The sequence below is a fragment of the Aquitalea sp. USM4 genome (assembly GCF_004328945.1).
In the GTDB taxonomy this organism is placed as follows: Bacteria; Pseudomonadota; Gammaproteobacteria; order Burkholderiales; family Chromobacteriaceae; genus Aquitalea; species Aquitalea pelogenes.
This window is the reverse complement of the sequence record NZ_CP029539.1, coordinates 2,609,300-2,632,923: the sequence shown is the minus strand read 5'-3', so window position 1 is coordinate 2,632,923 and position 23,624 is coordinate 2,609,300. Positions and strand designations below refer to the sequence as shown.

Annotated in this window: 25 protein-coding genes and 1 pseudogene; 15 read left to right on the top strand and 11 right to left on the bottom strand. The window is 58.6% G+C overall.

What is annotated here, in order from left to right; all coding sequences use genetic code 11:
* Positions 1-31: 31 nt before the first annotated feature.
* The 3 genes from DKK66_RS12185 to gabT all read right to left on the bottom strand — a co-directional run bounded on the left by DKK66_RS12185 (position 32) and on the right by gabT (position 3,963).
* Positions 32-697, bottom strand: coding sequence for an OmpA family protein (locus tag DKK66_RS12185; RefSeq protein ID WP_131358414.1), 666 nt, complete (start codon positions 695-697; stop codon positions 32-34).
* Between the two features lie 388 nt (positions 698-1,085).
* On the bottom strand, positions 1,086-2,486 hold the full coding sequence (gene gabP / locus DKK66_RS12180) for a GABA permease (protein WP_045847475.1): 1,401 nt from the start codon (positions 2,484-2,486) through the stop codon (positions 1,086-1,088).
* Positions 2,487-2,697: 211 nt separating this feature from the next.
* Positions 2,698-3,963, bottom strand: coding sequence for a 4-aminobutyrate--2-oxoglutarate transaminase (gene gabT / locus DKK66_RS12175; protein WP_131358411.1), 1,266 nt, complete (start codon positions 3,961-3,963; stop codon positions 2,698-2,700).
* A gap of 641 nt (positions 3,964-4,604) precedes the next feature.
* Here gabT and yiaY point away from each other — a divergent pair.
* A complete protein-coding gene (gene yiaY, locus DKK66_RS12170; protein ID WP_082086495.1) occupies positions 4,605-5,756 on the top strand; it encodes an L-threonine dehydrogenase in 1,152 nt (383 codons plus the stop codon).
* Between the two features lie 123 nt (positions 5,757-5,879).
* Here the strand turns inward: yiaY and DKK66_RS20490 are convergent, their stop codons facing one another.
* From DKK66_RS20490 to DKK66_RS12140, 6 genes are read right to left on the bottom strand one after another with little or no spacing between them, the layout of a single operon-like run.
* Complete coding sequence (locus tag DKK66_RS20490) at positions 5,880-6,278, bottom strand: type IV pilin protein (protein ID WP_131358408.1); 399 nt, start codon at positions 6,276-6,278, stop codon at positions 5,880-5,882.
* 7 nt (positions 6,279-6,285) lie between these two features.
* Positions 6,286-9,390, bottom strand: coding sequence for a pilus assembly protein (locus tag DKK66_RS12160; protein WP_165494166.1), 3,105 nt, complete (start codon positions 9,388-9,390; stop codon positions 6,286-6,288).
* Positions 9,391-9,401: 11 nt separating this feature from the next.
* Complete coding sequence (locus DKK66_RS12155; RefSeq protein WP_131358402.1) at positions 9,402-9,947, bottom strand: PilX N-terminal domain-containing pilus assembly protein; 546 nt, start codon at positions 9,945-9,947, stop codon at positions 9,402-9,404.
* Positions 9,929-10,894 (bottom strand): PilW family protein, encoded by a 966-nt coding sequence (locus DKK66_RS12150; RefSeq protein ID WP_165494165.1) that lies wholly within the window; start codon positions 10,892-10,894, stop codon positions 9,929-9,931. Before DKK66_RS12150 ends, DKK66_RS12155 begins: the two co-directional genes overlap by 19 nt.
* 8 nt (positions 10,895-10,902) lie before the next feature.
* Entirely contained in the window at positions 10,903-11,517 is a 615-nt protein-coding gene (gene pilV / locus DKK66_RS12145) for a type IV pilus modification protein PilV (RefSeq protein ID WP_131358399.1), read from the bottom strand.
* Complete coding sequence (locus DKK66_RS12140) at positions 11,514-12,149, bottom strand: GspH/FimT family pseudopilin (RefSeq protein ID WP_165494247.1); 636 nt, start codon at positions 12,147-12,149, stop codon at positions 11,514-11,516. Before DKK66_RS12140 ends, pilV begins: the two co-directional genes overlap by 4 nt.
* Before the next feature lie 549 nt (positions 12,150-12,698).
* Here DKK66_RS12140 and DKK66_RS12135 point away from each other — a divergent pair.
* The 4 genes from DKK66_RS12135 (at position 12,699) to DKK66_RS12120 (ending at position 16,044) form a co-directional block, all read left to right on the top strand.
* Positions 12,699-13,313: a TetR/AcrR family transcriptional regulator gene (locus tag DKK66_RS12135; RefSeq protein WP_131358392.1), complete on the top strand. Its 615-nt coding sequence runs from the start codon at positions 12,699-12,701 to the stop codon at positions 13,311-13,313.
* 103 nt (positions 13,314-13,416) lie between these two features.
* Positions 13,417-14,157 (top strand): NADPH-dependent oxidoreductase, encoded by a 741-nt coding sequence (locus tag DKK66_RS12130; protein WP_131358389.1) that lies wholly within the window; start codon positions 13,417-13,419, stop codon positions 14,155-14,157.
* Between the two features lie 33 nt (positions 14,158-14,190).
* Positions 14,191-15,285, top strand: a complete 1,095-nt coding sequence (gene nemA, locus DKK66_RS12125) for an N-ethylmaleimide reductase (protein ID WP_131358386.1) — start codon at positions 14,191-14,193, stop codon at positions 15,283-15,285.
* Positions 15,286-15,360: 75 nt separating this feature from the next.
* The gene (locus DKK66_RS12120) at positions 15,361-16,044 is read left to right on the top strand and encodes a type 1 glutamine amidotransferase domain-containing protein (protein WP_131358383.1); all 684 of its coding nucleotides are present in this window, start codon (positions 15,361-15,363) and stop codon (positions 16,042-16,044) included.
* Positions 16,045-16,051: 7 nt separating this feature from the next.
* On the opposite strand, the gene DKK66_RS12115 is transcribed toward DKK66_RS12120, so the two are convergent.
* The gene (locus tag DKK66_RS12115; RefSeq protein WP_165494164.1) at positions 16,052-16,966 is read right to left on the bottom strand and encodes a diacylglycerol kinase family protein; all 915 of its coding nucleotides are present in this window, start codon (positions 16,964-16,966) and stop codon (positions 16,052-16,054) included.
* Positions 16,967-16,973: 7 nt separating this feature from the next.
* The gene (locus tag DKK66_RS20170; protein ID WP_165494163.1) at positions 16,974-17,111 is read right to left on the bottom strand and encodes a hypothetical protein; all 138 of its coding nucleotides are present in this window, start codon (positions 17,109-17,111) and stop codon (positions 16,974-16,976) included.
* A gap of 171 nt (positions 17,112-17,282) precedes the next feature.
* On the opposite strand from DKK66_RS20170, the gene queC reads away from it, so the two are divergent.
* The 10 genes and pseudogenes from queC to serB all read left to right on the top strand — a co-directional run bounded on the left by queC (position 17,283) and on the right by serB (position 23,614).
* Positions 17,283-17,987, top strand: coding sequence for a 7-cyano-7-deazaguanine synthase QueC (gene queC, locus DKK66_RS12110; protein WP_131358377.1), 705 nt, complete (start codon positions 17,283-17,285; stop codon positions 17,985-17,987).
* A 304-nt stretch (positions 17,988-18,291) separates the two neighbouring features.
* A pseudogene (locus tag DKK66_RS20675) lies at positions 18,292-18,645 on the top strand (6-pyruvoyl tetrahydropterin synthase family protein); the annotation flags it as partial.
* A gap of 9 nt (positions 18,646-18,654) precedes the next feature.
* Positions 18,655-19,020: a 6-carboxytetrahydropterin synthase gene (locus DKK66_RS20670; protein ID WP_269429349.1), complete on the top strand. Its 366-nt coding sequence runs from the start codon at positions 18,655-18,657 to the stop codon at positions 19,018-19,020.
* A 2-nt stretch (positions 19,021-19,022) separates the two neighbouring features.
* Positions 19,023-19,652 (top strand): 7-carboxy-7-deazaguanine synthase, encoded by a 630-nt coding sequence (queE, locus tag DKK66_RS12100; RefSeq protein WP_131358370.1) that lies wholly within the window; start codon positions 19,023-19,025, stop codon positions 19,650-19,652.
* Positions 19,653-19,905: 253 nt separating this feature from the next.
* Positions 19,906-20,172, top strand: coding sequence for a DUF2282 domain-containing protein (locus tag DKK66_RS12095; RefSeq protein WP_045847493.1), 267 nt, complete (start codon positions 19,906-19,908; stop codon positions 20,170-20,172).
* Positions 20,173-20,281: 109 nt separating this feature from the next.
* On the top strand, positions 20,282-20,530 hold the full coding sequence (locus DKK66_RS12090; protein ID WP_045847494.1) for a DUF2282 domain-containing protein: 249 nt from the start codon (positions 20,282-20,284) through the stop codon (positions 20,528-20,530).
* A gap of 43 nt (positions 20,531-20,573) precedes the next feature.
* Positions 20,574-21,404 carry a DUF692 domain-containing protein gene (locus DKK66_RS12085; RefSeq protein WP_131358367.1) on the top strand — a complete coding sequence of 277 codons (831 nt, stop codon included), beginning with the start codon at positions 20,574-20,576 and terminating at the stop codon, positions 21,402-21,404.
* Positions 21,394-22,143, top strand: coding sequence for a DNA-binding domain-containing protein (locus DKK66_RS12080; protein WP_045847496.1), 750 nt, complete (start codon positions 21,394-21,396; stop codon positions 22,141-22,143). The genes DKK66_RS12085 and DKK66_RS12080 overlap by 11 nt, the downstream gene beginning before the upstream one ends.
* Before the next feature lie 70 nt (positions 22,144-22,213).
* Positions 22,214-22,678, top strand: coding sequence for a DoxX family protein (locus DKK66_RS12075; RefSeq protein WP_131358364.1), 465 nt, complete (start codon positions 22,214-22,216; stop codon positions 22,676-22,678).
* 93 nt (positions 22,679-22,771) lie between these two features.
* Positions 22,772-23,614, top strand: a complete 843-nt coding sequence (serB, locus tag DKK66_RS12070; protein WP_131358361.1) for a phosphoserine phosphatase SerB — start codon at positions 22,772-22,774, stop codon at positions 23,612-23,614.
* The last annotated feature ends 10 nt before the right edge of the window (positions 23,615-23,624 follow it).

The following is a 23,624-nucleotide window of genomic DNA, read 5'->3' as shown; positions in this document are numbered from 1 at the left end:
TTGCCGACTGCGCGATGCGCTTGCTGAGTGCTTACTTGCCAGCTTCGCCGACAAAGATTTCCACACGGCGGTTGGCGGCACGGCCAGCCAGGGTGCTGTTGTCGGCAATCGGCTGACGCGAGCCCATGCCGTCGATGCTGATGCGGCTGGCAGCCACGCCGTGGCTGACCAGGTAATCGCGGGTGGAGCTGGCACGATTGACTGACAGCGGATTATTGATGGCATCGCTGCCGGTGTTGTCGGTATGGCCGACAATGCGCACGGTGGTGACCGGGTTTTGCTGCAGGGTGGTGGCAAAGCGGTCCAGCACCGGACGCAGATTCGGCTTGATGTCGTAACGGCCGGAGTCAAACGAGACATCGCTCGGAATATTCAGCTTGAGCTGGTTGTCGGCGGTCTGGCTCACGCTGACACCAGTACCCTGCGAGGCTTTTTCCATGGCCTCTTTCTGCTTTTGCATATGCTGCGACCACAGATAACCACCACCAGCCCCCAATGCCGCACCCACGGCAGCACCGGTTACTGCGCTGCGACCGGTATGGCCACCGGCAGTCAGCGCGCCCAGCAAGGCGCCAACACCAGCACCCACGGCGGCACCGGTGCCGGTGGTTTGCTGGGTTTCGTTCATGTTGGCACAGCCGCTGAGGCTGGCCGAGGCGATGGCAACAGCCACCAGGGTGGTCATCAGGTTTTTCATCGTGATCTCCTCATTGCGATGCGTGCCATGCACGGCACCGGCAGGGTTGGGTCCGCGTCGCAGGCGGTGGATTGCCGTCTGCAGTCGTAAGGCTGGATATGCATGGCAAGGTGCCATCCGGCATGTCGCATGCATTTGCCTGAGGCAGTGCGGGCGCAGACAAGTTCACTGATGGTCGGAGACAGGCTGCGACACATCGGTTTGCATTAATTCATATTATAGAACCGCTGACAAACCAGCCGTGTAAGCAAACGTGTGCCTTGTGTAAGCAAAAGTACACGTCTGCTCAGGCCAGAAGCTGCATAAAAAAAACCCCCTGACGGGGGTGGAAGTAATGCTCTGGGTCGAACAGGGCAAAGGAAGGGATTTGATCGGAAAACCTGTCTGATCAGGACTGTGTGGCCACCTTGGCTTCACGCGAACCCATCCACGGTGTGCCGTACATGCGCGAGCGCACCCAGCCCACCACCAGCAGGGCCAGCGACAACAGGCCGGTACTGATGACTTCTACCTGATGTTCCGGACGGATGGCCATCAACACCACCACGGCACAGATAAAGACAATCACGATCCAGGTCAGGGTCGGGAACATCCACATGCGGAAGGCCGGGGTTTCACCATTGGCTTCCATGCGCTGACGCATGCGCAGCTGGGAAATGGCAATCACCAGGTACACCAGCAGGGCGATGGTGCCGGAAGTGGCCAGCAGGATGTCGAACACTTCCTTGGGCATCAGGTAGTTGGCAATCACGGTCATGAAGCCCACCACCATGGAACCCAGTACCGCCTTTTGCGGGGTGCCGTTGGGCGCGATATCGCCAAACATCTTGATGGCATCGCCACGGCTGGACAGCGAGTACAGCATGCGTGAGGCGGTATACAACGCGGAGTTCAGGCAGCTGGCCACCGACACCAGTACCACCACGTCAACAATGGCCTTGGCATTGGGAATGCCGATCAGCTGCAGGGTACGCTGGTAGGAACCCAGGGCGGCCAGTTGCGGGTCGTTCCAGGCCACCAGGGCGGTCACCACGAAGATGGAACCCAGGTAGAACAAGCTGATCCGCCATACCACCGAGTTGGTGGCCTTGGTGATTTGCTGCTGCGGATTGTCCGACTCGGCCGCAGCAATGGTGACAATCTCGGTACCCAGGAAGGTAAACATGGTGGTGAGCATGGCACCCAGCACCGCACCAAAGCCCTTGGGCATGAAGCCGCCCTGGTCGAACAGGCGTGCAGTACCGCTGACCTGGCTGCCCGGAATCAGGCCGAACATGGCCGCACCGGCCACGGCCAGGAAGGCCACGATGGCCACCACTTTCACCAGCGCGAACCAGAACTCGAACTCGCCGTAGTTCTTCACGCTGAACAGGTTGGTGATGGTCAGCAAGATGGTGATGCCCAGTGCAAAGGCCCACATCGGCACGCTGGCAAACCAGGCATGCAGAATGGTGGCGGCGGCATTGGCTTCCAGCGGAATCACCAGTACCCAGAACCACCAGTACAGCCAGCCGATGATGTAACCGGCCCAGTGCCCGATGGCACGGTCGGCATAGGTGGAAAACGAGCCGGTATCCGGCGAGGCAACCGCCATTTCACCCAGCATGCGCATGACCAGCACCACCAGCAGGCCTGCCATGCCATAGGCCAGCAGCACGGCCGGGCCGGCTTCAGCGATGGCGTGGCCGGAACCCACAAACAGGCCGGCACCAATCACACCGGCAATGGACAGCATGGTGACGTGACGTTGCTTGAGCCCGTGGCTCAAGCCTTGCGATGAAGCACTCATGAAAGATTCTCCCAAAACCGGCAGCCCGCGTGGGCAGGTCCGCCAGTCATGTCGTTTTATTGTTTTATGTTTTTTGAAATGACCCACATTACTTCTTGGACACAGGCGGCACCCTGCCGCTACCGGCAGGCAGCGGCGGTGCACGCCCGTGCTTACAGCACACCGGGGCCGCCAGGCCCGGCACACAGGCCAGCCAGGCGGCAATCCGGCATCAGGCCTTCAGCGCGGCTTCCAGCTTGGCCAGCGCTTCGGCGAAGATTTCGTCTTCGATGGTGAGCGGGAACAGGAAACGCAGCACATTGCCGTACACCCCGCAGGTCAGCAGGATCAAGCCGGATTCCAGCGCCTTGGTCTGTACCTTTTTGGTGAATTCGGCATCCGGCTGGTGCGTGCCCGGCTGGTTGAATTCAACAGCCACCATGGCACCCAGGCCGCGCACGTCGGCAATCTGCGGAATGTCGCGTTTCAGGCTGTGCAGCTTTTCCTTCAGCAAGTCGCCCAGCTTGTTGGAACGCTCCAGCAGGTTTTCTTCGCGGATGACATCAATCACCGCACCGGCCGCAGCCAGGCCCAGCGGGCTGCCGGCATAGGTGCCGCCCAGCGCGCCGGGAGCCGACACATCCATCAGCTCGGCCTTGCCCACCAGCGCGGACAGCGGGAAGCCACCGGCCAGCGACTTGGCCATGGTGGTGAGGTCAGGGGCAACCGGGTAGTGCTCCATGGCAAACAGCTTGCCGGTACGGGCAAAGCCGGCCTGCACTTCGTCGGCAATCAGCACGATGCCGTGGGTATCACACAGCTGGCGCAGTGCCACCACCCACTCTGTCGGTGCGATATTGAAACCACCCTCGCCCTGTACCGGCTCGAAGATGATGGCGGCTACGCGCTTGGCTTCGATATCGAACTTGAACAGCTTTTCGATGCTGGCCAGCGAATCCTCAACCGACACACCGTGCATGGCATTCGGATAAGCAGCGTGGTAGATCTCGCCTACGAACGGGCCAAATCCGATTTTGTACGGGGCCACCTTGCCGGTCAGCGCCATGCCCAGCATGGTGCGGCCGTGGAAGGCACCGCCAAAGGCAATCACACCCGGACGGCCAGTGGCAGCGCGGGCCACCTTGATGGCGTTCTCCACGGCTTCCGCGCCGGTGCTGAAGAAGGCGGTTTTCTTGGCGAAATTGCCCGGTGTCAGCTGGTTCAGCTTTTCAGCCACGCTGACATAGGATTCGTAGGGAATGATGGAATACGAGGTATGGCTGAAGCGGTTCAGTTGCTCGGCCACGGCGGCCTGCACCCTGGCATGCAGATGGCCGGTATTCAGTACGCCGATACCACCGGCGAAGTCGATATAACGGTTGCCTTCCACATCCCATACTTCGGCGTTCTTGGCCTTGTCGGCAAAGAACGTACACATGACGCCCACGCCACGCGGTGTTGCATCCGCCTTGCGCTGCATCAGGTCCTTGTTGCTCATGCTGTTTCTCCTGTCATTGACAAAACGAGTGGCAATTTTTTAAACAGTCGATACCTGGCTACAGTATCCAAAGCTGTCAAATCCTTGTATCAACTGGATTTTCCATTGCATCTCGGCGCACCAATTCTAATCACGCGTTTAACAAAACGCCACAATGAATATTATTTTAAACACGCAAAAGTGGCAGGCAGTCACCGGTGATGACAGGGCAAGCCATTGAATAAAAAATGAAATTTCTGATTGAGAGTGATGAAAAAAATGCGTTGTTTTTGACAAAAAAACATCAATTTCAGCCAGATACAGGCATTGGCAGGCTCTTTCTGGAAACTGTCTCTATCTGAAGTTAAATGCCAATAGCAAGCCGAGTCACAACATGAATTCACCCTTCCACAGCAGCAGGCATACCAGCCATGCACACAGGAAGCAGCCCTGACAGTCAGCCAGAACAAATGCTGTCAAAACGCAAAATCAAGGTGCTGACAATGCGTAGAAAGACGTGCAACTAAAGTCGAATGGGAAGTCAGGCCAACGCGCTATAGGCTGCAGCCGTGACCTAGCGGTCATGCAATGCACGTTGTTTTTGCCTGCAGTCAGGGCCGGTCCAGCCAAGAGACCTGCCTGTCAATCAAGGAGATAACACAGTGACCACCACGACTTTCTTTATTCCTGCTGTCAACGTCATGGGTGCCGGTTGCCTGAAAGACGCCATTCAATCCATCCAGGCTTATGGCTTTCGCCATGCGCTGATTGTCACCGACAAGGTGCTGGATGAAATCGGCGTCGCAGGCCGTATCAGGGATTTGCTGGCCGAGCGGGATATCCAGGCCACCATTTTTGCCGGGGCCAAGCCCAACCCGACCATTGGCAATGTCGAAGCCGGCCTTGCCGTATTGCAGGAAAAGAAATGTGACTTTGTCATCTCGCTGGGCGGCGGCTCACCGCATGACTGCGCCAAGGGCATTGCGCTGGTGGCCACCAATGGCGGCAAGATTGCCGATTATGAAGGGGTGGACCGCTCGAAAAAACCGCAGCTGCCTCTGGTGGCCATCAATACCACCGCAGGTACGGCCAGCGAGATGACCCGCTTTTGCATCATTACCGATGAAGCACGTCACGTGAAAATGGCCATTGTCGACCGCAACGTCACCCCCATCCTGTCAGTCAATGACCCGGACCTGATGATTGCCAAACCCAAAGGCCTGACCGCAGCCACCGGCATGGATGCCCTCACCCACGCCATCGAGGCCTATGTTTCCACCGCCGCCACGCCCATCACCGATGCCTGCGCGCTCAAAGCAGTGTCGCTGATCTCCCAGTACCTGCGCACCGCCGTGGAAAACGGCAAGAACCTGGAAGCGCGTGAACAGATGGCCTATGCCGAGTTTCTGGCCGGCATGGCGTTCAACAATGCGTCCTTGGGCTATGTCCATGCCATGGCACACCAGCTGGGTGGGGTGTACGACCTGCCGCATGGCGTCTGCAATGCCCTGCTGCTGCCGCATGTGGAGGCGTTCAATGTGCAGACATCGGCCGCCCGTCTGTCTGACGTCGCAGCCGCCATGGGTGTCAACACCAATGGACTCACGGCAGAAGCCGGTGCCAAGGCCTGCCTGGTGGCCATCCGCAAGCTGGCCGCTGACATCGGCATCCCGGCCAGCCTGAGCGAACTGGGGGTCAAGCGGGAGGACATTCCACTGCTGGCACGTAACGCTCTTAAAGATGCCTGCGGCCTGACCAATCCGCGTCAGGCAAGCCAGGCAGAAATCGAGAGCATTTTCGAAGGGGCGATGTAAGCCCCTGCCGGGCTGGCCGGGGTAAGCATCCCCGGCCATATAAAAAAACCGCCAATCTTTACGGACTGGCGGTTTTGCTTTGTAGCACGCGACGTCTACTGCCAGCGTCAGCAACAAGGCTGTTTACTGATGACAGCTACCGGTGTTGGTCTGGCTGCAATACAGGATATTGCCGTCCTGGTCGATCGAAATGGTTTCCGTGCCAGCCTGGGACTTGCCGTTCACCGGCGTGGCCACCAGCGAGAAGGTATCCGCCGTGGTACCGCTGGCGGCAATATTGTAGAGCGTGGTGCCGTTGCTGGGCGCGGTGGTCAAAGGCAGGGTGGCCGAAGCGTAAGTACCCTTCTCCGCATACCAGCGCGACATGTAATGGGCATTCTCTACCAGATTGGCCTTGGCGGCCGCCTGGTTACCCTTGATGACATGCTGGGTGTAGGACGGATAGGCAATGGCAGCCAGAATGCCGACAATCGCCACCACGATAACCAGTTCGATCAAGGTAAAACCCTGCTGTTTGTTCATAGCCACCTCAGAAAATTTCACGCCAGCCAATACGCCGTCCCACCGACGTGGCTTTGGGAATCAGCTTGCCCGCCGCCACATTGCCGTTACTCCCCCCCGTCCCGCCCACATAGAAAGTGAGTACTTCATTGGTATTGGTGGAAGAAGGATAAGGATAACTACCCAGCTGGCCGCCATCGGTAGAAGTGTAGTCTCCCAGATTCACCGTGGTAACGGTAAAGGCAATGGACAGCGCCGACGGAATGCCGATGTTGTAATTGATGCCGGACGGAATATTGGTTTTTTTATCAGTAAAACTTACTGTGTCACCATCGGGCGAAGTGGTGCTGGTATTGATCTTGCCATCGCCATTCAGGTCGAAAGCAGGTGTCGACGGAGCCCCACCCGTCATCAGGTCCAGTGCCATCACCCAGCCGCTTTGCTGGTTTACATTGCTGCATACCAAAGAGCTGCCCTTGAGTACCTGGGTGGTGAAGTAAAGTTTGCCCAATGCCACCACCGGCTGGTAGAGCATGCGTTCGCCATTTGTGCTGTTCATATTGAACACCCAGCCTGCGCGATTACCACTTGGTCCCACCGACAAACCACCGGTGGTGGCTGCATCCTTAATAGTAGTGGTTTCACGAAATACCACGCTGCTGCCAAGTTTTCCTGAAGCAGTAGAGGTTGTGGAACCGTCAATGGAAGCAGTGCCATTCAGATTGGCAACCTCGGCATCGGTAATAAAGGTGGAACTGCTGTAAGTCAGGTTGGTTTTGGTCTGGTCGTCGTAAATGCCGTACAGCGATTGCGGATACACCGTGGTACGGTCGTTATAGCTGGTGTTTTCATACATCATGCGACCGGTTCCGACGTATACCATGTAGCCACCACCCGGAATGGCATAAATGGCCGGCGCCGCCACGATGGGCTGATTGGCCTGGGCGGTAAAGAACTTGCTGACCGAGGGGGTGGTGACGCTGCTGGTTTGCAGTTTGAAACGCCAGATATTGCCGGACTGATCACCCGCATAAACATAATCCGCCACCTTGTCTCCATCCACATCCAGCACTGCCGGGGAGGACAGGCCATTGCTGGCGGTACCGGTATCAATCTCGTACAACATGGCACCGGTTTTCAGGTCAATCACCATCAGGGTGGTGGCTTTATTGGTGGAGTCATAACCATTACCGGTAATCATCGCCCATTTCTTTTTCCCGCCATAATAGACTTGGGCAATCACCGGCTTGGCAAAGGTATAACCCAGATTGGTAAAGCCAGAATCTGTCGGTACATGGTCCCACAACACATTACCGGCCCCGAATACACTGCCACCAGTCAATAGCGAAGGATTTGCCACGGTATTGCTGATATCCAGCGCAAACAGCCCCTGGCCGCCCTGGGCCATGCCTCCGGTCAACACCGAGGTGGTCGAGGTAGAAAACTGGTTATCCCCGCCACTGACATTGTTGAAGGTCAGATTGCCATTGACAAAATACAGGTGGGGTTGAGCACCGCCATAGGTGGTGGAACCCAGCAAGGCCAAATTGGCCGCCGTCACGGCTCGCGGAATATAGGAAAAAACTTCGGTGTAATTGCTGGTGGTGCGGCCAAATACATGCAGCATGCCGTCATTGGCTCCCACCGCAAAACCGGCAGTTGCAGTAGTACCAAACGGCGTAGGCGTGGAGTCGATGATGTCGCCCAGGGTAGACGGGGTGGATTTGTCACTGCCACGGCTACGCCAGCCAGACGGCGAGCCACCGGAAAGATAGCTGTTCAGGTTGCTGTCACTGGAAACGCTGGTGTACAGCGCACCACTGGCACTGGCCCCGGTGCTGGTAAAAATATTGGCCAGTCGTGTTGCACTGGAAGAATTGAACAGCACCGGAATGGGTGAAGTCAGATTGGCAAGCCCCGTCGTGCTACTGACACTGTAGGCATGCAACTGGCCAGACCAGTCACCCGAGTAAAAAGTCGCCTGAATGGCATCGGTAGGATTGGTAGGTTTGCTGGCCACCACAGGTACGTTGGTTGCAGTCTGGGTCTTGATGCTGTTGAGAATGGATTGCAGGGCGTTGGTCAGCGAGGTCTGGTCGCTGGTATCAAAATATTGCCCACCACCAGCCTCGGCCATGGCCTGCAATACGGTACGACCGGTATCACCGCTGGCAAGACCAAGGCCAATGGTATAAGTGGTTATGGGTGGAGAGGTGGTTGCATCAAAATTATTGCCTTCGTTGTCTTTGGTTTTACCATTGGGCACGACACCAGCGTCATGATAAAAAGCAGCGTAATTTACCACGGTGGTATTTCGCACAGTGGAAGTATAATTTGTCAGCAAATTTTTCGAATTTACATAATTGGAAATGGTGTATGACTGCCCATCTTTCGGATTTGTCGCTGTCGCGGTGAGAATATCACCATTCTCCTGATTGGGCTGACCATCCGAAACAAAAATGACAAAATTCTTCTGGCACACATACTGAATTGGGCTGGTATAGCTCTGACCAGAATCGTAGTAAACTGTGCTATAGACACCACTATTCCAGAAATAGGGATTCCCATAATAATTACCATCAACGATTTGTTGATAACTATTTGCACCATAACTGGACTTGCCATAAAAATATTGCATCACATTATAAAATGCAGATGCACTGGGCGTACTACCTGCAGGCACTAAAGAATTAACAGCACTGGTAAAAGCACTGAGACCATTGCTTGCATTCCAGTCAGCCAATAACTTGGAGCTACCAGCAGTGTAAGCAATACCATAGCCACCATCAGTATAGGTCGACGGAATAATTGTTCTGAATTTGAATAGCGACCATCTTGCAATATCAAAATTATTGGAAAACAGGCTCTTCAGTGCGGTTTTGGCCAAACGCATTTTGGCTACATAAGTCGTAGAGTTATTCACAAAACTGACAGACTTATCCCGCGAGCAGCCACTGGTATCACTAGGCTGACACACCATACTACCCGAATCATCCACCAGCACGGCCACATTAGGCTTGGCGGTTACCTGATCCAGATACAAAGGAACCGTAGGGTATGGATTTGCAGCAAAAACGGTGGCAGAAAACAGTGCCAGCACAGCTGCCGTGCAAACAGTAACAGAACGGGACATGGGCAACTGCCTCAGGAAACGACGTAATAGCTTTGCAAGGTAACCTGGGTATTGGGATTGCGGCCCCAGGCACGAGAAGTAATGCGATACAGCGATGCACCCGAGGTACCGGTCACGGCATCGGTGTAATTGCCGTCCAGCAATTCGACAATGTAACGTGGTTTTTGCTGGCTGTCGGAGCCTGCGCTGACAGTGCAACTAGTGCACTGCAAAGAATTGTTATAAGTCCCGGTAAACACATTGCTGCGCTCCCAGGCATTGGTGCCACCTGCTGACTGGCTGGGCAGGCAAAGACCACCTGTGCAGGCCGCCACAAAGGAACTGGATGTCGGCTTGTTGCTGGCCACATAGCTCTCACCAGCTTTCAACCCCAGTTCGGCCAACTGGAATGCCAGCGTGCGGTCGTTCTGGTTACTGGCGATCTTCTGTTCGGTCAGCAGGGGGTGTGCTCCATACACCACCAGCAGGGCAATCACTGCCAGCAGGATGAGCGACACGATCAGGCTGGCCCCGCGCTGGACATGGGGCAGCCGGGAATTCAGCTGGCGCGATAGCATTGCTTCCCCCGGATGGCGGCAGTGGTCTGGTAAGTCTGGGTCAGGTAGCCAAAGCTGTTGCCGCTGGCCAGCGGTACCTGGTTCTGGCTGCGTACCGTCATGGTGATACGTACCGATGACACATTGCGCCAGTTGCCCACCGACGCGCGGCTGCGGTAAGTCACCAGGCAATTGGTGCTATCGGTAATTTCGCCGTATTCGTATTGCAGGTTGGTGACATTGCTGATCAGTTCGTTCGGCCCTAGCAAGGTACCGCCCTGCCCCAGCTCGGTCATCACCAGCGCCCCGCTGCTGTTGACGAAATAGGCACGGGATACCAGGTCCATGATGTCGGCACCCGAAGTCACACTGCCCACGTTCACCGATACCCCGGCCGAAGCCAGGCCTGCAGTGGTTTTCTTCAGCAGGATTTTCTGGCAGGTGCTGGCTACCCAGTACTGCTGCCCGACGGTATAGGTTCGCTGGTTATTGCTGTTGGCCGAAAACGTGGCAACACCGCCAGAGGCAATCGCTGTCGCCTGTGCAGTACCCCGGCCATACTGCACAGCCAGTACATCAATGCCTGACGAGGCGGCCTGTCCGTTAAGCCAGCTGCTTGCCGTGCCGGAAGCATAGGCCGCGAATGGCAGGTAGCTGCCACCACTGGTAATGAAGGTTTGATACACCGAGGCGGAAGCCACTGCACTGGTATCCACCGTCACCGCCTGAGAAGCTGCCGTATTGTTGGCATCCAGCGTGGCGCAGCCATAGCTGCCGGCCATACGCAAATCGCGCGAAATCTGCAGCAGGGCAATGCGTGCATCCTGCTGCATGCTGATACGCTGGCTGACCACATTGAACGTGCGCTTGCTGTTGACATAAACCGCTACTACTGCGCCCAGCACGATCATGCCGAGGGTAAGCGACACCATCAGCTCGATCAGGGTAAAGCCGCGCATCCGTTTCATGGATTTACTCATGGTTCAAACTGCAAGACATAGCCATATACCCGGCTCGTGGTGCTGGAAGCTGACGAGTTGGCATTATTGTTGCCCAGGGCGGTATTGGCGGTTTTTTCCATGGCGGCCTTCCAGGCCACCCGTATCATCAGCTTGGTGCCACCGGTGCAACCACCCAGTTTGCTATCGTTGAAATTGATGGTGGACGAAGCATTGCTGTCCCGACAGATAATGGCCCGCACATTGTTCTGGCTGCTGTCGGAGAATGCCGTGGCCAGGTTGTTCTTGAACTGGTACAGGTCGTAGGCAGCCATCTGTGCATTGGTGCATTGCGAACCGCTCGCCGCATTGCACAGGGTGGCCGGGGCGGTGGTGTGGTCGCTGTAACTGGTTTCCACGTAGTTGGTCCAGTTTTCTGTCACGCTACCGCTGGCATTGATGCTGGCATAGGAATTGGCACGCATGGCATCGGCCACTTCGGCAGCCAGCATGGCGGCTACGCCTTGCTGCTCCGCCTCGCGCACGGTCTTGAGGGTACGGCCCTGCATGCCGGCCAGCGCCAGCATGCCGATACCGACAATCAGAATGGACATCAGCACTTCCAGCATGGTGAAGCCGGTCATTTTCTTCATGAGCAGGCTCCGCAACTACTGTCGGTACTGCTATCACACGCCTTACTGCGACCGGAACCACTCACCAGAATGACGCGGCACAGATTATTGCTGGTGTCTTGCAACAACAGCTTGCGGCTATTGCCATCCAGCAAGCGGCCATCACTGCCAAAGGCCAACTGGTTGACGCTAGCCACCGGCGAGGTGGACATCACCAGATTGATGGCCGATGCATTGTTCATTTCGCCGTAGAAGGAAAAGCTCTTGATGGCTTCACCACTGTCATAGCTGCCCATGGTGCCGGTGCTGATATTGTCGGCGTACACCAACTGCCCATAACCCCAGTTGTACTTGCTACTGGTTTGTGAGTTCAGGCAGCCGCTGATACTCATGCTGTTGGTATTGAGATTGGCAGAGCAGATGTAGACCGGCTGATTGCGACGCACGGCCTCGGTACGGGCATAGTTGAAACCCGCCACGATGCGGTTGGCTTCGGTGGTGATCTTGTTGCTGGCCACCAGCGTTCGGAGCTGGGGGACGGCAACCGCAATCATGATGGCGCCAACACCAACCGTCACCATCATCTCGACCAGAGTAAAACCCAGTCGTCGCTGGCGGGACGCTACTGTTTTTCCTGCTGGAAATTGGGGCATGGTGGTATGCATGGGCAAGTCGCATGGCGATACACAGCCAGCGGAAATTCCATTATCAAAACAATTTTTCAATGCTACGCATTTTACATAGATAAAGACTATTTACAAGAATTTTCCCAAAGCAATCAAAGATACATCAGTATTTTATATTTAACGGTCTGATCAATATTTGATAGATGACAATTCCAAGCATTGCAAATCAAAAGAAAAATCCCTTTAATTCTTATCAAATTATTCACATCTTGTTATCAAACCAAGTTCCTAGCCGCATGCGGCATAATTCTCTTCTGCTTGAGACCCAATCCCTTCGTACAGGATTGCTTAATCACATACCAGATAAATTCAGGCCGCCTCCCCTCATGCTGGTCAATGAGCTAAAAACACATCCGCTGCCAGCGGCCAGGCAGGATCAATGCAAGTCGTCATCCGGAGGGCAGGCTCCTCCCATGTACATGATCTACGCTGCCACCACGTCGATTGCAACCTGCATGCCGCAGCAGACCCACAAAAAACTTGCAAACTAGACGACTGGTCTAGTACTATCTCGCCATGTCACGTCCCAGCCAGTTTTCCGATACCCGCGAACACCTGCTTGCCACCGGTGAGTCCATCATCCTGGGCAAGGGTTTTTCTGCCGTAGGCCTGGCCGAAATCCTCGGCTGTGCCGGTGTGCCCAAAGGTTCGTTCTACCACTACTTCCGTTCCAAGGAAGGTTTCGGGGTGGAAATGCTGCGGCGTTACTTTGAACATTACGATGCGCGCCTGCTGGAAGCGCTGGACCCAAACCAGGGCGATGCACGCAGCTGCTTGCTGCGTTATTTCTCCGGCTGGCTGGATCGCCACCAGCAATGCGAAGAAGGCAATCAGAGCTGTCTGGCCATCAAGCTGGCGGCAGAAGTATCCGACCTGTCCGAACCGATGCGTGAAGCCTTGGCCGAAGGCATGGGCCGGGTAATTGTCCGCCTGGCCGACTGTATCCGCCGCGGCCAGCAGGAAGGCAGCTTGTGTACCCGGCTGTCGGCCGAAGACACCGCGGGCAGCCTGTACAGCCTGTGGGTGGGCTCCGCCCTGCTGTTCAAGGTGCAGCACACCCAGCAGCCAATGCTGCAGGCTCAGGCACTGACCGACGCCATGCTCAAGCCCGGTGACTGTCAGGCAGGCTGACGCAGCAACACGGATTTATCCTACCCGCCCCTGCGGCGGGTATTTTTGACACATCAACTAGACGACCGGTCTATTTATTTTCACCCACACGGGAGAATGCTTCATGAACAGCACACTGGAACTGATGCAGCAACATCGCAGTATTCGCAGCTATCAGGACAAGCCCATCCCCGCCGAGGTACTGGATGCGGTGCTGGACGCTGCCTGGAAAGGCCCCACTTCCATCAATGGCCAGCAGGTGTCCTTGGTGGTGGTGCAGGACGCAGCCCGCCGCCAGCAAATTGCCGCGCTCGCCGGTGGCCAGCCGTGGATTGCCCAGGCGCCGGTATTTGTCACCCTGGTGGTGGATTTCTACAAGACCCGCCTTGGCGTGGAAGCTGCCGGTGCCGAACAGGTGATTCAGGACAGCGTGGAAGGCTTTGCTGTCGGCGCCGTGGACGCAGGTATTGCACTGGGCAACCTGATGACCGCCGCCCGCGCTGCCGGTCTGGGTGTGGTGCCGATTGGCGGCATCCGCCGCAACCCGCAGGCCATGATCGAATTACTGCAATTGCCCGAGCTTACCTTCCCCATTGTTGGTGTGGCATTGGGCTATGTTGATCAGGACAGCAGCATCAAACCACGCCTGCCGCGCGAGAGCTTTGTCCATCACGAGCACTACCAGGCTGCACAGCTGCCGGAACAAATCCGCCAGTACGACCAGACGCTGGCCAGCTACTGGCAGCAGATTGGCCGTCCGGATGGCCTGCCGTGGAGCGCCAATACCGCACAGTACTACCAGAACGTGTATTTCCCCGAAGTCGCCCCCGTCGCCCGCAAGCAGGGCTTTGGTTTTGACCGTTGATCAACTTGTCTTTGCCTACAGGAAGAAGCTGAAATGAGTCTGGATAAACTGTTTACCCCGCTGCAAGTGGGTGCCGTCACCCTGAACAACCGCGTGGCCATGGCCCCGCTTACCCGCCTGCGCAATACCGAACCGGGCGATGTGCCCACCGATCTGTCGGTGCAGTACTACACCCAGCGCGCCAGCGCCGGGCTGATCATTGCCGAGGGCACCCACATCTCCCCTACCGCCAAGGGCTATGCCGGTGCGCCGGGCATCTATAGCGAAGAACAGGTTGCCGCCTGGAGCAAGGTGAATGCATCCGTTCACGCAGCCGGTGGCAAGACCGCACTGCAGCTGTGGCATACCGGCCGTATCTCGCACCGCTCCTTGCAGCCGGATGGCGAAGCACCGGTAGCACCGTCCGCCATCCGCGCCGAGAGCAACACCAATGTGCGCCAGCCGGATGGTAGCCTGGCCCGCGTGCCCTGCGATGAGCCGCGCGCACTGGAAATTTCCGAACTGGCCGACATTCTGGAAGACTACCGCCGCGCCACCGACAACGCGCGCCGCGCCGGTTTCGATCTGGTGGAAATCCACGGTGCCCACGGTTATCTGCTGGACCAGTTCCTGTCGCCGGAAGCCAATGTGCGTACCGACGCCTACGGTGGCAGCGTGGAAAACCGCGCCCGCTTCCTGCTGGAAGTGGTGGATGCCGTGGTGGCTGAATGGGATGCCGAACACGTGGGCATCCGCATTTCGCCGCTGGGTGTGTTCAATGGCGTGTCCAATGTCGAGCAGCAAGACATCGCGCTGTATGTGATCGAACAGCTGGCCAAGCGCAAGCTGGCTTTCCTGCACATATCCGAGCCGGACTGGGCCGGTGGCCCGGCGCTGAGCGAAGCCTTCCGCCAGGAAATCCGCAAACGCTATCCGGGCGTGATCATCGCTGCCGGTGGCTATAGCGCGGAAAAAGCGGAAAAGCTGATTGGCGAGGGCTATATCGATGCAGTGGCCTTTGGCCGCAGCTATATCGCCAACCCGGACCTGGTGGAACGCCTGCAAGCCGGTGCCGCGCTGAACACCCCGGATGCCTCTACCTTCTACGGTGGCGATGCCAAGGGCTACACCGACTACCCGACGCTGTAAGCCTGACTGAACACTGACAAAAATTGTCCGGGCTGGCCTGCGCCGCCCGGACCACACCATACGAGAAGGCACACCATGAAAAAAGTCCTGTTTGTCCTCACCAGCCACGACACCCTGGGCAATACCGGCCACAAAACCGGTTTCTGGATCGAAGAATTCGCCGCACCCTATTACGCGCTGGCCGACAAGGGGGTAGCCATCACCCTGGCCTCGCCCAAGGGTGGCCAGCCGCCGATCGACCCCAAGAGCGCCGACCCGGCCTTCAGTACCCCGGCCACCGAACGCTTCAATCAGGATGCCGCCCTGCAAGCCGTACTGGCCAATACCGTAGCCCTGGACAGCGTAAAAGCCGATGATTTTGACGCCGTGTTCTACCCCGGCGGCCATGGCCCGCTATGGGATCTGGTCGACAACACCGCCTCGATTGCACTGATCGAAGCCTTTGTTGCCGCCAACAAGCCGGTGGCTGCCGTCTGCCATGCCTCGGCCGTGCTGGTGAATGCGCGTGATGCCGCGGGCCAGCCGCTGGTGGCCGGGCGCAAGGTCACCGGTTTTTCCAATACGGAAGAAGATGCCGTACAGCTGACCGACATCGTGCCGCTGCTGGTGGAAGACGCGCTGCAAGCCAAGGGTGGCATTTATGAAAAAGGCCCGGACTGGGGCGTATTCGTGCGCGAAGACGGCCTGCTGATTACCGGCCAGAACCCGGCCTCGTCCGAACTGGTGGCAGACAAGCTGCTGGCCCGGCTGAACGGCTGATTCTGAATCAGAGGGCGGACAGGCAGCGCAGCACCGCCGGCTCCAGTGTAAAGCGGGCCGGCGCCTGCCCTACCAGTTCGCCATCTACCTCCAGCGGGCAGTTCTGCCCCTCCACCAGCAGGCTGCGCACACTCAGGTAACGCACCCGCTCGTCCAGCACCGGCTGTGCCTTGCGCAAGCTGGGCAGATGCCGCAAAAAGTCCAGCCCGCCACCGCGCTTGATCATCACCACTTCCAGCAGGCCATCATCCAGCCGCGCCAGTGGCGCAATGCCAAGGCCGCTGCCGAAATAGCGGCCATTGGCCACGCACAAGCTGAGAAAATCACCACGGATGACTTCGCCATCAGATAGCGTCAGTTGCATGCGGCGCGGCCGGTAACGCAGCAAGGTCAGCAGTATCGACAGGTAAAACGCCACGCTGGCCGGCAGCCAGCCGGGCAGACGGCGCACCTGCTGGACAATGGCCGAGCTGATGCCCAGCGAGGCGATATTGCCAAACCAGATTACCCGCTCACCGTCAGCACCTGGCAGGCTGAGCCGCCCCAGGTCGATACGACGCACCCGCTGGCTGGCAATCAGCTGTTCCAGTTGCTCCAGTGAATCGCTCACCCCCAGCGAACGGACAAAATCATTACCGGTGCCAAACGGTAGCGCCCCCACCGCCACCCGCTCACGCGCGGCAGCATCCGCCCGCATCACGCCATTGATTACCTCGTGGATGGTGCCATCGCCCCCCACGGCAATCAGGTAATCACAGCCCTGCTCTACCGCCTGCAAGGCCATGTCTTCGGCACTGACCGCCGAGGTAGTGATGTGGATATCCACCTGGTAATGTGCAGCAAAACGTTGCAACAGGCGGTCAGGCAGGCTGCGCGGACAACGCAGGCCATGCAGGATGAAAACCAGCCGGGTCTGAGCCATAACGAGACTATTGGAAATTAACTGTTGGATTATCAGACAGAACATCGGCTTTTGACACCAGCATGACTTGCTCTGCCAGCACGGCCACCCGCACAGCTGTCAGTAAAATCAATGCACTAATCGCGGTGGGCAACTGGCTGGCCACGCGGTTTTCTGATAAATTACGCGGTTTTGCTGCGCCGCATTCTGGCTGCCAGTACCTGCCGGGTGAGACCGATCCCGCGTGCGTACTGCCACCGCAACCGCACCTTGCAGCGCAAGGCCGGGCAAGCTGCGCCAGCACCACTGCCTCGACTGTTTATCGATGGATCACGCCATGACACCGAATACCACCAAGACCGCGGAAAAAGCACTGGTCGTGCTGTCCGGCGGCCAGGACTCCACCACCTGCCTGTACTGGGCGCTGCAGAAGTTCGGCGCAGCCAATGTGGAAGCCGTCACCTTTGACTACGGCCAGCGCCACCGCGTGGAGCTGGACTGCGCGCGCAAGATTGCCGCCATGGCTGGCGTGCGCCAGACCGTACTACCCATCGACACCTTCGCCGCCATCGGTGGCAATGCGCTGACCGATGACAGCATTACGCCGGAGGAAGGCAGCCGCGACGACGACGCCCTGCCCAACACCTTCGTGCCCGGCCGCAACCTGATTTTCCTCACTTTTGCCGCTGCCTTCGGTTACACCCGCGGTGCCCGTCACATCGTCACCGGTGTGGCACAGACCGACTACTCCGGCTACCCGGACTGCCGCGAGAACACCCTGCAGGCACTGCAACTGGCGGTGCGACTGGGCATGGACAGCCGTGTCGAGCTGCATACCCCGCTGATGTACCTGAGCAAGGCCGAAACCGTCACCCTGGCGCAGCAAGTAGGCGCAATGGAAGCACTGGCCTGGAGCCACACCTGCTACAACGGCGCGGTGCCGCCTTGCGGTCATTGTGCTTCCTGCGAGCTGCGCGCCAAGGGCTTTGCCGAGGCTGGCGTGGCCGACCCGCTGATCGAACGCTGCAGCAAGGAGGCCTGACATGCATGCATCCTGCCTGCTGGCCGGTGGCCGCTTTGAAGCCGCCCGCCGTGTTGCCGGTGACGAACACCGCCTGAACGGCCTGCACGGTCACAGCTTCCGCGTGCTGGCTCGTGCCGATGTCACCCACATCGAACAGGCCGAACTGCACACCGCGCTGGCCCAGGTACTGGCCCCGCTTGACTATGCCGACCTCAACCAGCAACTGCCACAGTGCGACGACCTGAGCCTGGCCCGGCACATCAAGGACGCGCTGAACTGCCCTGCTGCCCTGCTGCTGCAAAGCGCACCGGAACGCGGCGTGATGCTGGAAAACGGCACGGCGCTGCACTGGATTGCCGCCAGCTTCGAGGCCGCCCACCACCTGCCCCACGTACCGGCTGGTCACAAATGCGGCCGCCTGCATGGCCACGGTTTTGGCGTGCGCATCGTGGCCGATGCCCGCCAGCACAGCCAGGCCCAGCTGGAAGCCGCCTGGGCACCGTTGTTCCTGCGACTGAATCACCGCTACCTCAATGACATCGCCGGGCTGGAAAACCCTACCAGTGAAGTGATTGCCGCCTGGCTGTACCACGCGCTGCAAGACGCAGGCCTGACAGGCCTGGCCTGGGTGGAAGTCCGCGAAACCCATACTGCGGGCAGCCAGTTCGATGGCAAGCGCTTCCGCATCTGGAAAGAACAGCGCTTTGAAAGCGCAGTACCGTTCGACAGCAATGGCAACTACACCGGCCACAGCTATCTGGTACGGCTGATGCTCACCGGCAGCCTGGACCGCACCATGGGCTGGCTGCTGGACTTTGGCGATGTCAAAGACCGCTTCAAGCCCATCTACCGCCAGCTGGACCACAACCCGCTGGACAAGCTGGCTGGCGTGCGTGACGGCCACAGCCAGTCGGTGGCCGAATGGGTGCATGCCCATCTGTCGCCGCTGGTACCGGAGCTGGCACGCATCGACCTGATGGAAAACGCCCACCAGGGGGTGTCACTGCTGTTCCATGACGATATGCGCTGGCCGCTGCTGCAAGGGGAATGAAGATGTACACGGTAAAGGAAATCTTCTACACCCTGCAGGGTGAAGGCCGACAAGCTGGCCGCGCCGCCGTGTTTTGCCGTTTTAGCGGCTGTAATTTGTGGTCTGGCCGCGAGGAAGACCGCAGCAAGGCGGTATGCCAGTTCTGCGATACCGACTTTGTCGGCACCGGCCCGGATGGCGGCAAGTTTGCCACCGCCGCCGAACTGGCCGCCCGCATTGCCAGCGAATGGCCGGCAGGCAGCGGCGGCACACCTTATGTGGTGTGCACCGGTGGTGAGCCGCTGTTGCAGCTGGATGCCGCGCTGATTGACGCCCTGCACGCCGAAGGCTTTGAAATCGCAGTGGAAACCAATGGCACCATCGCCGCCCCGGCAGGTATTGACTGGATCTGCGTCAGCCCCAAGGCCGGCGCATCGCTGCTGCAAACCAGCGGGAATGAATTGAAGCTGGTTTACCCGCAAGCCACCCAGCTGCCGGAAACTGTCGCCCATTTGCAGTTCGACACCTTCTACCTGCAAGCGATGGATGGCCCGGAGCTGGCCGCCAACACCCGCGCCGCCATTGCCTACTGCATGGCACACCCGCGCTGGCGGCTATCGGTGCAGACACACAAGGTGGTCAACATCCGTTAAACCGTCGGGCGCACAGTCGCCCGATTTTTTTTGCCTGATCGTGTAAGAAACCCTCCATGATGCCGACAGATGCTGCAGAGACGGTCACGCAGCAGGCCGGCAGAAAAGCATTTAACTTATTGCAACAGCAGCCAATGGCAGCGAAATGCAAATAATTTCAAAATATTTTCTGCCAGTGTGTAAGAAAGCCCCCGCCCGTGCGACTGACTCCTGAAACCCGGCACTTGCCGCTTACCCCCGACAGGAGATTGACATGAACGCTTCCAAGACTCTGCTTGCTTCCGCCATGGGCGCTGTTGTTACCCTGGCTGCTCTGGCTGCGGCCCCCGCCCAGGCCGCAGAACAGGAAAAATGCTATGGCGTGGCCATGGCCGGCATGAACGACTGTGCCTCCGCCACCGGCGCACACGGCTGCAAAGGCCAGGCCATGGTGGACAAGGACCCGGGTGACTGGAAGCTGGTTGCCAAGGGCAGCTGCCAGCAAATGGGTGGCAATACCATGGCACCAATGAAACAATAAGCAGTCTATTGCTAACCATGCACACGCCGGGTAGCCCGCCGGGCTACCCTGCCCAGCACATACAGCTCACCATAAAACCCGTTTGAACCTACCCCAAAGGAGAACCACCATGAATGCTTCCAAAGCCCTGCTCGCTTCCGCCCTGGGTGCCGTTGTCGCCATGGGCGCCCTCAGCGCCACCCCGGCTGCCGCCGCAGAAAAAGAAAAATGTTTCGGCATTGCCCAGGCTGGCAAGAACGACTGCGCCTCCGGCGCCCACTCCTGCGCAGGTCAGGCCACCAAGGACAAGGACCCCGGTGACTGGAAATATGTCGCCAAGGGCAGCTGCGAAAAAATGGGTGGAAAACTGGGCAAGTAAGCCCGGCCACGCTTCTCTTAACCTTGATCACTGAAGCCAGACCATGACCCACTCCACCCTCCCTGCCGTTGCCGGCATCGGCCTGCGCGCCCCCCACTATCGCCAGGTGCTGGACACCCTGCCGCCACTGGGCTGGGTGGAGGTTCATAGTGAAAACTTCTTTGATGGCGGCATGCCGCTGGCCATGTTGCAGCGGGTGGCGGAACACTATCCGCTGTCGCTGCACGGCGTGGGCCTGGGACTGGGCTCGCTGGTGCGCCCGGACGGAGAGCATCTGGCTGCGCTCAAGCGGCTGGTGGATGCCATCCAGCCAGCGGCAGTGTCGGAACATCTGTCCTTCAACCACAGTGCGCAGCGTTATGTGAACGACCTGCTGCCCATTCCTTACACCAGGGCAGCGCTGGAGGTGATTGCCAGCCACGTGGCGGAAACCCAGGACGCGCTGGGCCGGCCCGTCTTGCTGGAAAACCTGTCCAGCTATGTGGAATACCCCGGCAACGAAATGAACGAAGGCGAGTTTCTGGCCGAGCTGGTAAAGCGCACCGGTTGCGGCCTGCTGCTGGATGTCAACAATCTCTACGTCAATGGCATCAATCTGGGAACCGATGTGCAGGCCGTGCTGGCCGCCCTGCCCGCTGCTGCCATTGGCGAAATCCATCTGGCAGGCTATAGCGAACGCGACGGCATGCTGGTGGATACCCACAGCCAGCCGGTACACCCCGGCGTATGGCAGCTGTATGGCCAGGTCATCAAGCAGTTGGGCCCACGCCCGACGCTGATCGAGTGGGATCTGGACATTCCGCCACTGGACACGCTGCAAGCCGAAGCCGCCAAGGCCGACACGATCCTGCAAGGAGCGCGTCATGACGCCTGAAGCACGCTGGCAGGCCGAGCTGCTGGAACTGATTGCCCGGCAAGAGCAGCAGCCGGATGACACACTGGGCTTGAATGCGGCCGGGCTGGCGGTTTACCGCAACAACTACCGGCTGGGCCTGATGGATACCTTGAAAATGATCTACCCGGTATGCGGGCAAATCGTCGGCGAGGAATTCTTCACCGGGCTGGCACGGGAATACAGCAAGCGCCATGCCTCGCACAGCGGCAACCTGCACAGCTATGGCGCAGCATTCGGTGATTTCCTGCAAGGTTTTCCACCAGCGCAAACCCTGCCTTATCTGGCTGATGTCGCCCGGCTGGAATGGGCGGTGCATCGCAGCTATTACGCCATCGACCAGCAGCCACTGGCCGCGACGGCGCTGGCGGATGTCCATCCGGATCAATTCGGCCAGCTGCGCTTTACCCTGAGCGAGAGCAGCCGCGCACTGTCATCGCCCTGGCCAGTGGTTGCCATCTGGCAAGGACACCAGCCTGGCCAGACACTGAATGTAGACCTTGAGTCCGGTGGCGAACAGGCACTGGTCAGCCGCCACGCAGGCAAGGTCCGCGTGCAAGCCCAAACCGCAGGCATGGCTGCACTATTGCTAGCCCTGCAACAGGGCTTGCTGCTGGAAGAAGCAGCCGGGCGGGCCTTGTCGGCAGAAGCCGGTTTCGACCTGCAAGCCGGGCTGGCCCGCCTGTTTGCCGACGGCCTGCTCAGCCACTACCAACTGTAAACCAAGGCTTGTTCACCATCCGCCTGCCTGGCGGAGGGGCGCGGCTTGACCACTCCACGGGAGACCGACCATGCAAGTACTCAGACAAAAACTGCTGCCACTGCAGCAGCTGTTCGACCAAGCCAGTCATGCTGCCCGCCCGCTGGTGCTGCTGCTGTTCCGGCTATGGGTGGCAAATGTATTTTTCAAGTCCGGCCTTACCAAGCTGGAGGACTGGGATACCACCTTGCTGCTGTTTTCCAATGACTACCATGTACCACTGCTGCCGCCTGCGCTGGCTGCGGTGATGGGCACCTTTGGCGAAACCGTGTTTTCCAGCCTGCTGGTCGTCGGGCTGTTTGGCCGCTTTGCCGCCGCCGGGCTGTTCGTGGTCAACCTGATGGCCGTCATCAGCTATCCGGACCTTACCGATGTCACCCGCCAGTTCCATTACTACTGGGCCATGCTGCTGCTGGCACTGTTTGCCTTCGGCCCGGGATGCCTGTCACTGGATGCCGCCGGGCAACGCTGGCGCCAGCGTCGCAAAGGACATTGAAGCCACAGCGCCGGATGGGGACACATCCCCATTCCGGCTGTCCGCCTGCAAGTGGCATAATGGCGTATTGCCCATCAGACTGCTTGTACGCCCATGTCCATCACCCTCGTCATTCAATCCCCCCGTCTCGACAGCCGCGAACTGCAGGAACTGGCCACGCTGGCCGGTGCCAGCGGCATTCAGCAGCCCAGCCCCGACGTGGCCAGACTGGCAGACGCCGACCCGGCCAGCCGCGATGCCATCAGCGCCTGCTGCCAGACCCTGGGCTATGACTTTGCCTTTGTCGACAGCAGCCTGAAACTGGCCGACTTCGGCCTGTTGGTGTCCGATATGGACTCGACGCTGATCACCATCGAATGCATTGATGAAATTGCCGACATGCAAGGTATCAAGCCGCAAGTAGCCGCCATTACCGAACGCTCGATGCGTGGCGAGCTGGATTTCTCCGCCTCGCTGCGCGAACGGGTTGCCTTGCTGGCCGGCCTGTCGGAAAGCGCGCTGGAAAAGGTGTATCAGGAACGCCTGCAACTGAGCCCCGGCGCGGAAAAACTGCTGGCACGCTGCAAGGAAAACGGCATCCGCTTCATGCTGGTTTCCGGCGGCTTCACCTTCTTTACCGAACGGCTGAAACAACAACTGGGACTGGACTATGCTTACGCCAACCAGCTGGAAGTGGTGGACGGCAAGCTGACCGGCCGCGTGGTGGGCGATATCGTGGATGCCGCCGCCAAGCAGCGCCTGCTGATCGAAAAGCGCACAGAACTTGGCTTGCGTCCGGAACAGGTGATTGCCATGGGTGACGGTGCCAACGACCTGCTGATGCTGGGTGAAGCCGGCGTGGGCGTGGCCTACCGCGCCAAACCGGTGGTACAGGCCAAGGCCGATGTCGCCATCAATGTCGTGGGACTGGACGGCGTGGCCAAGCTGTTAGCCTGATCCGCTCTCA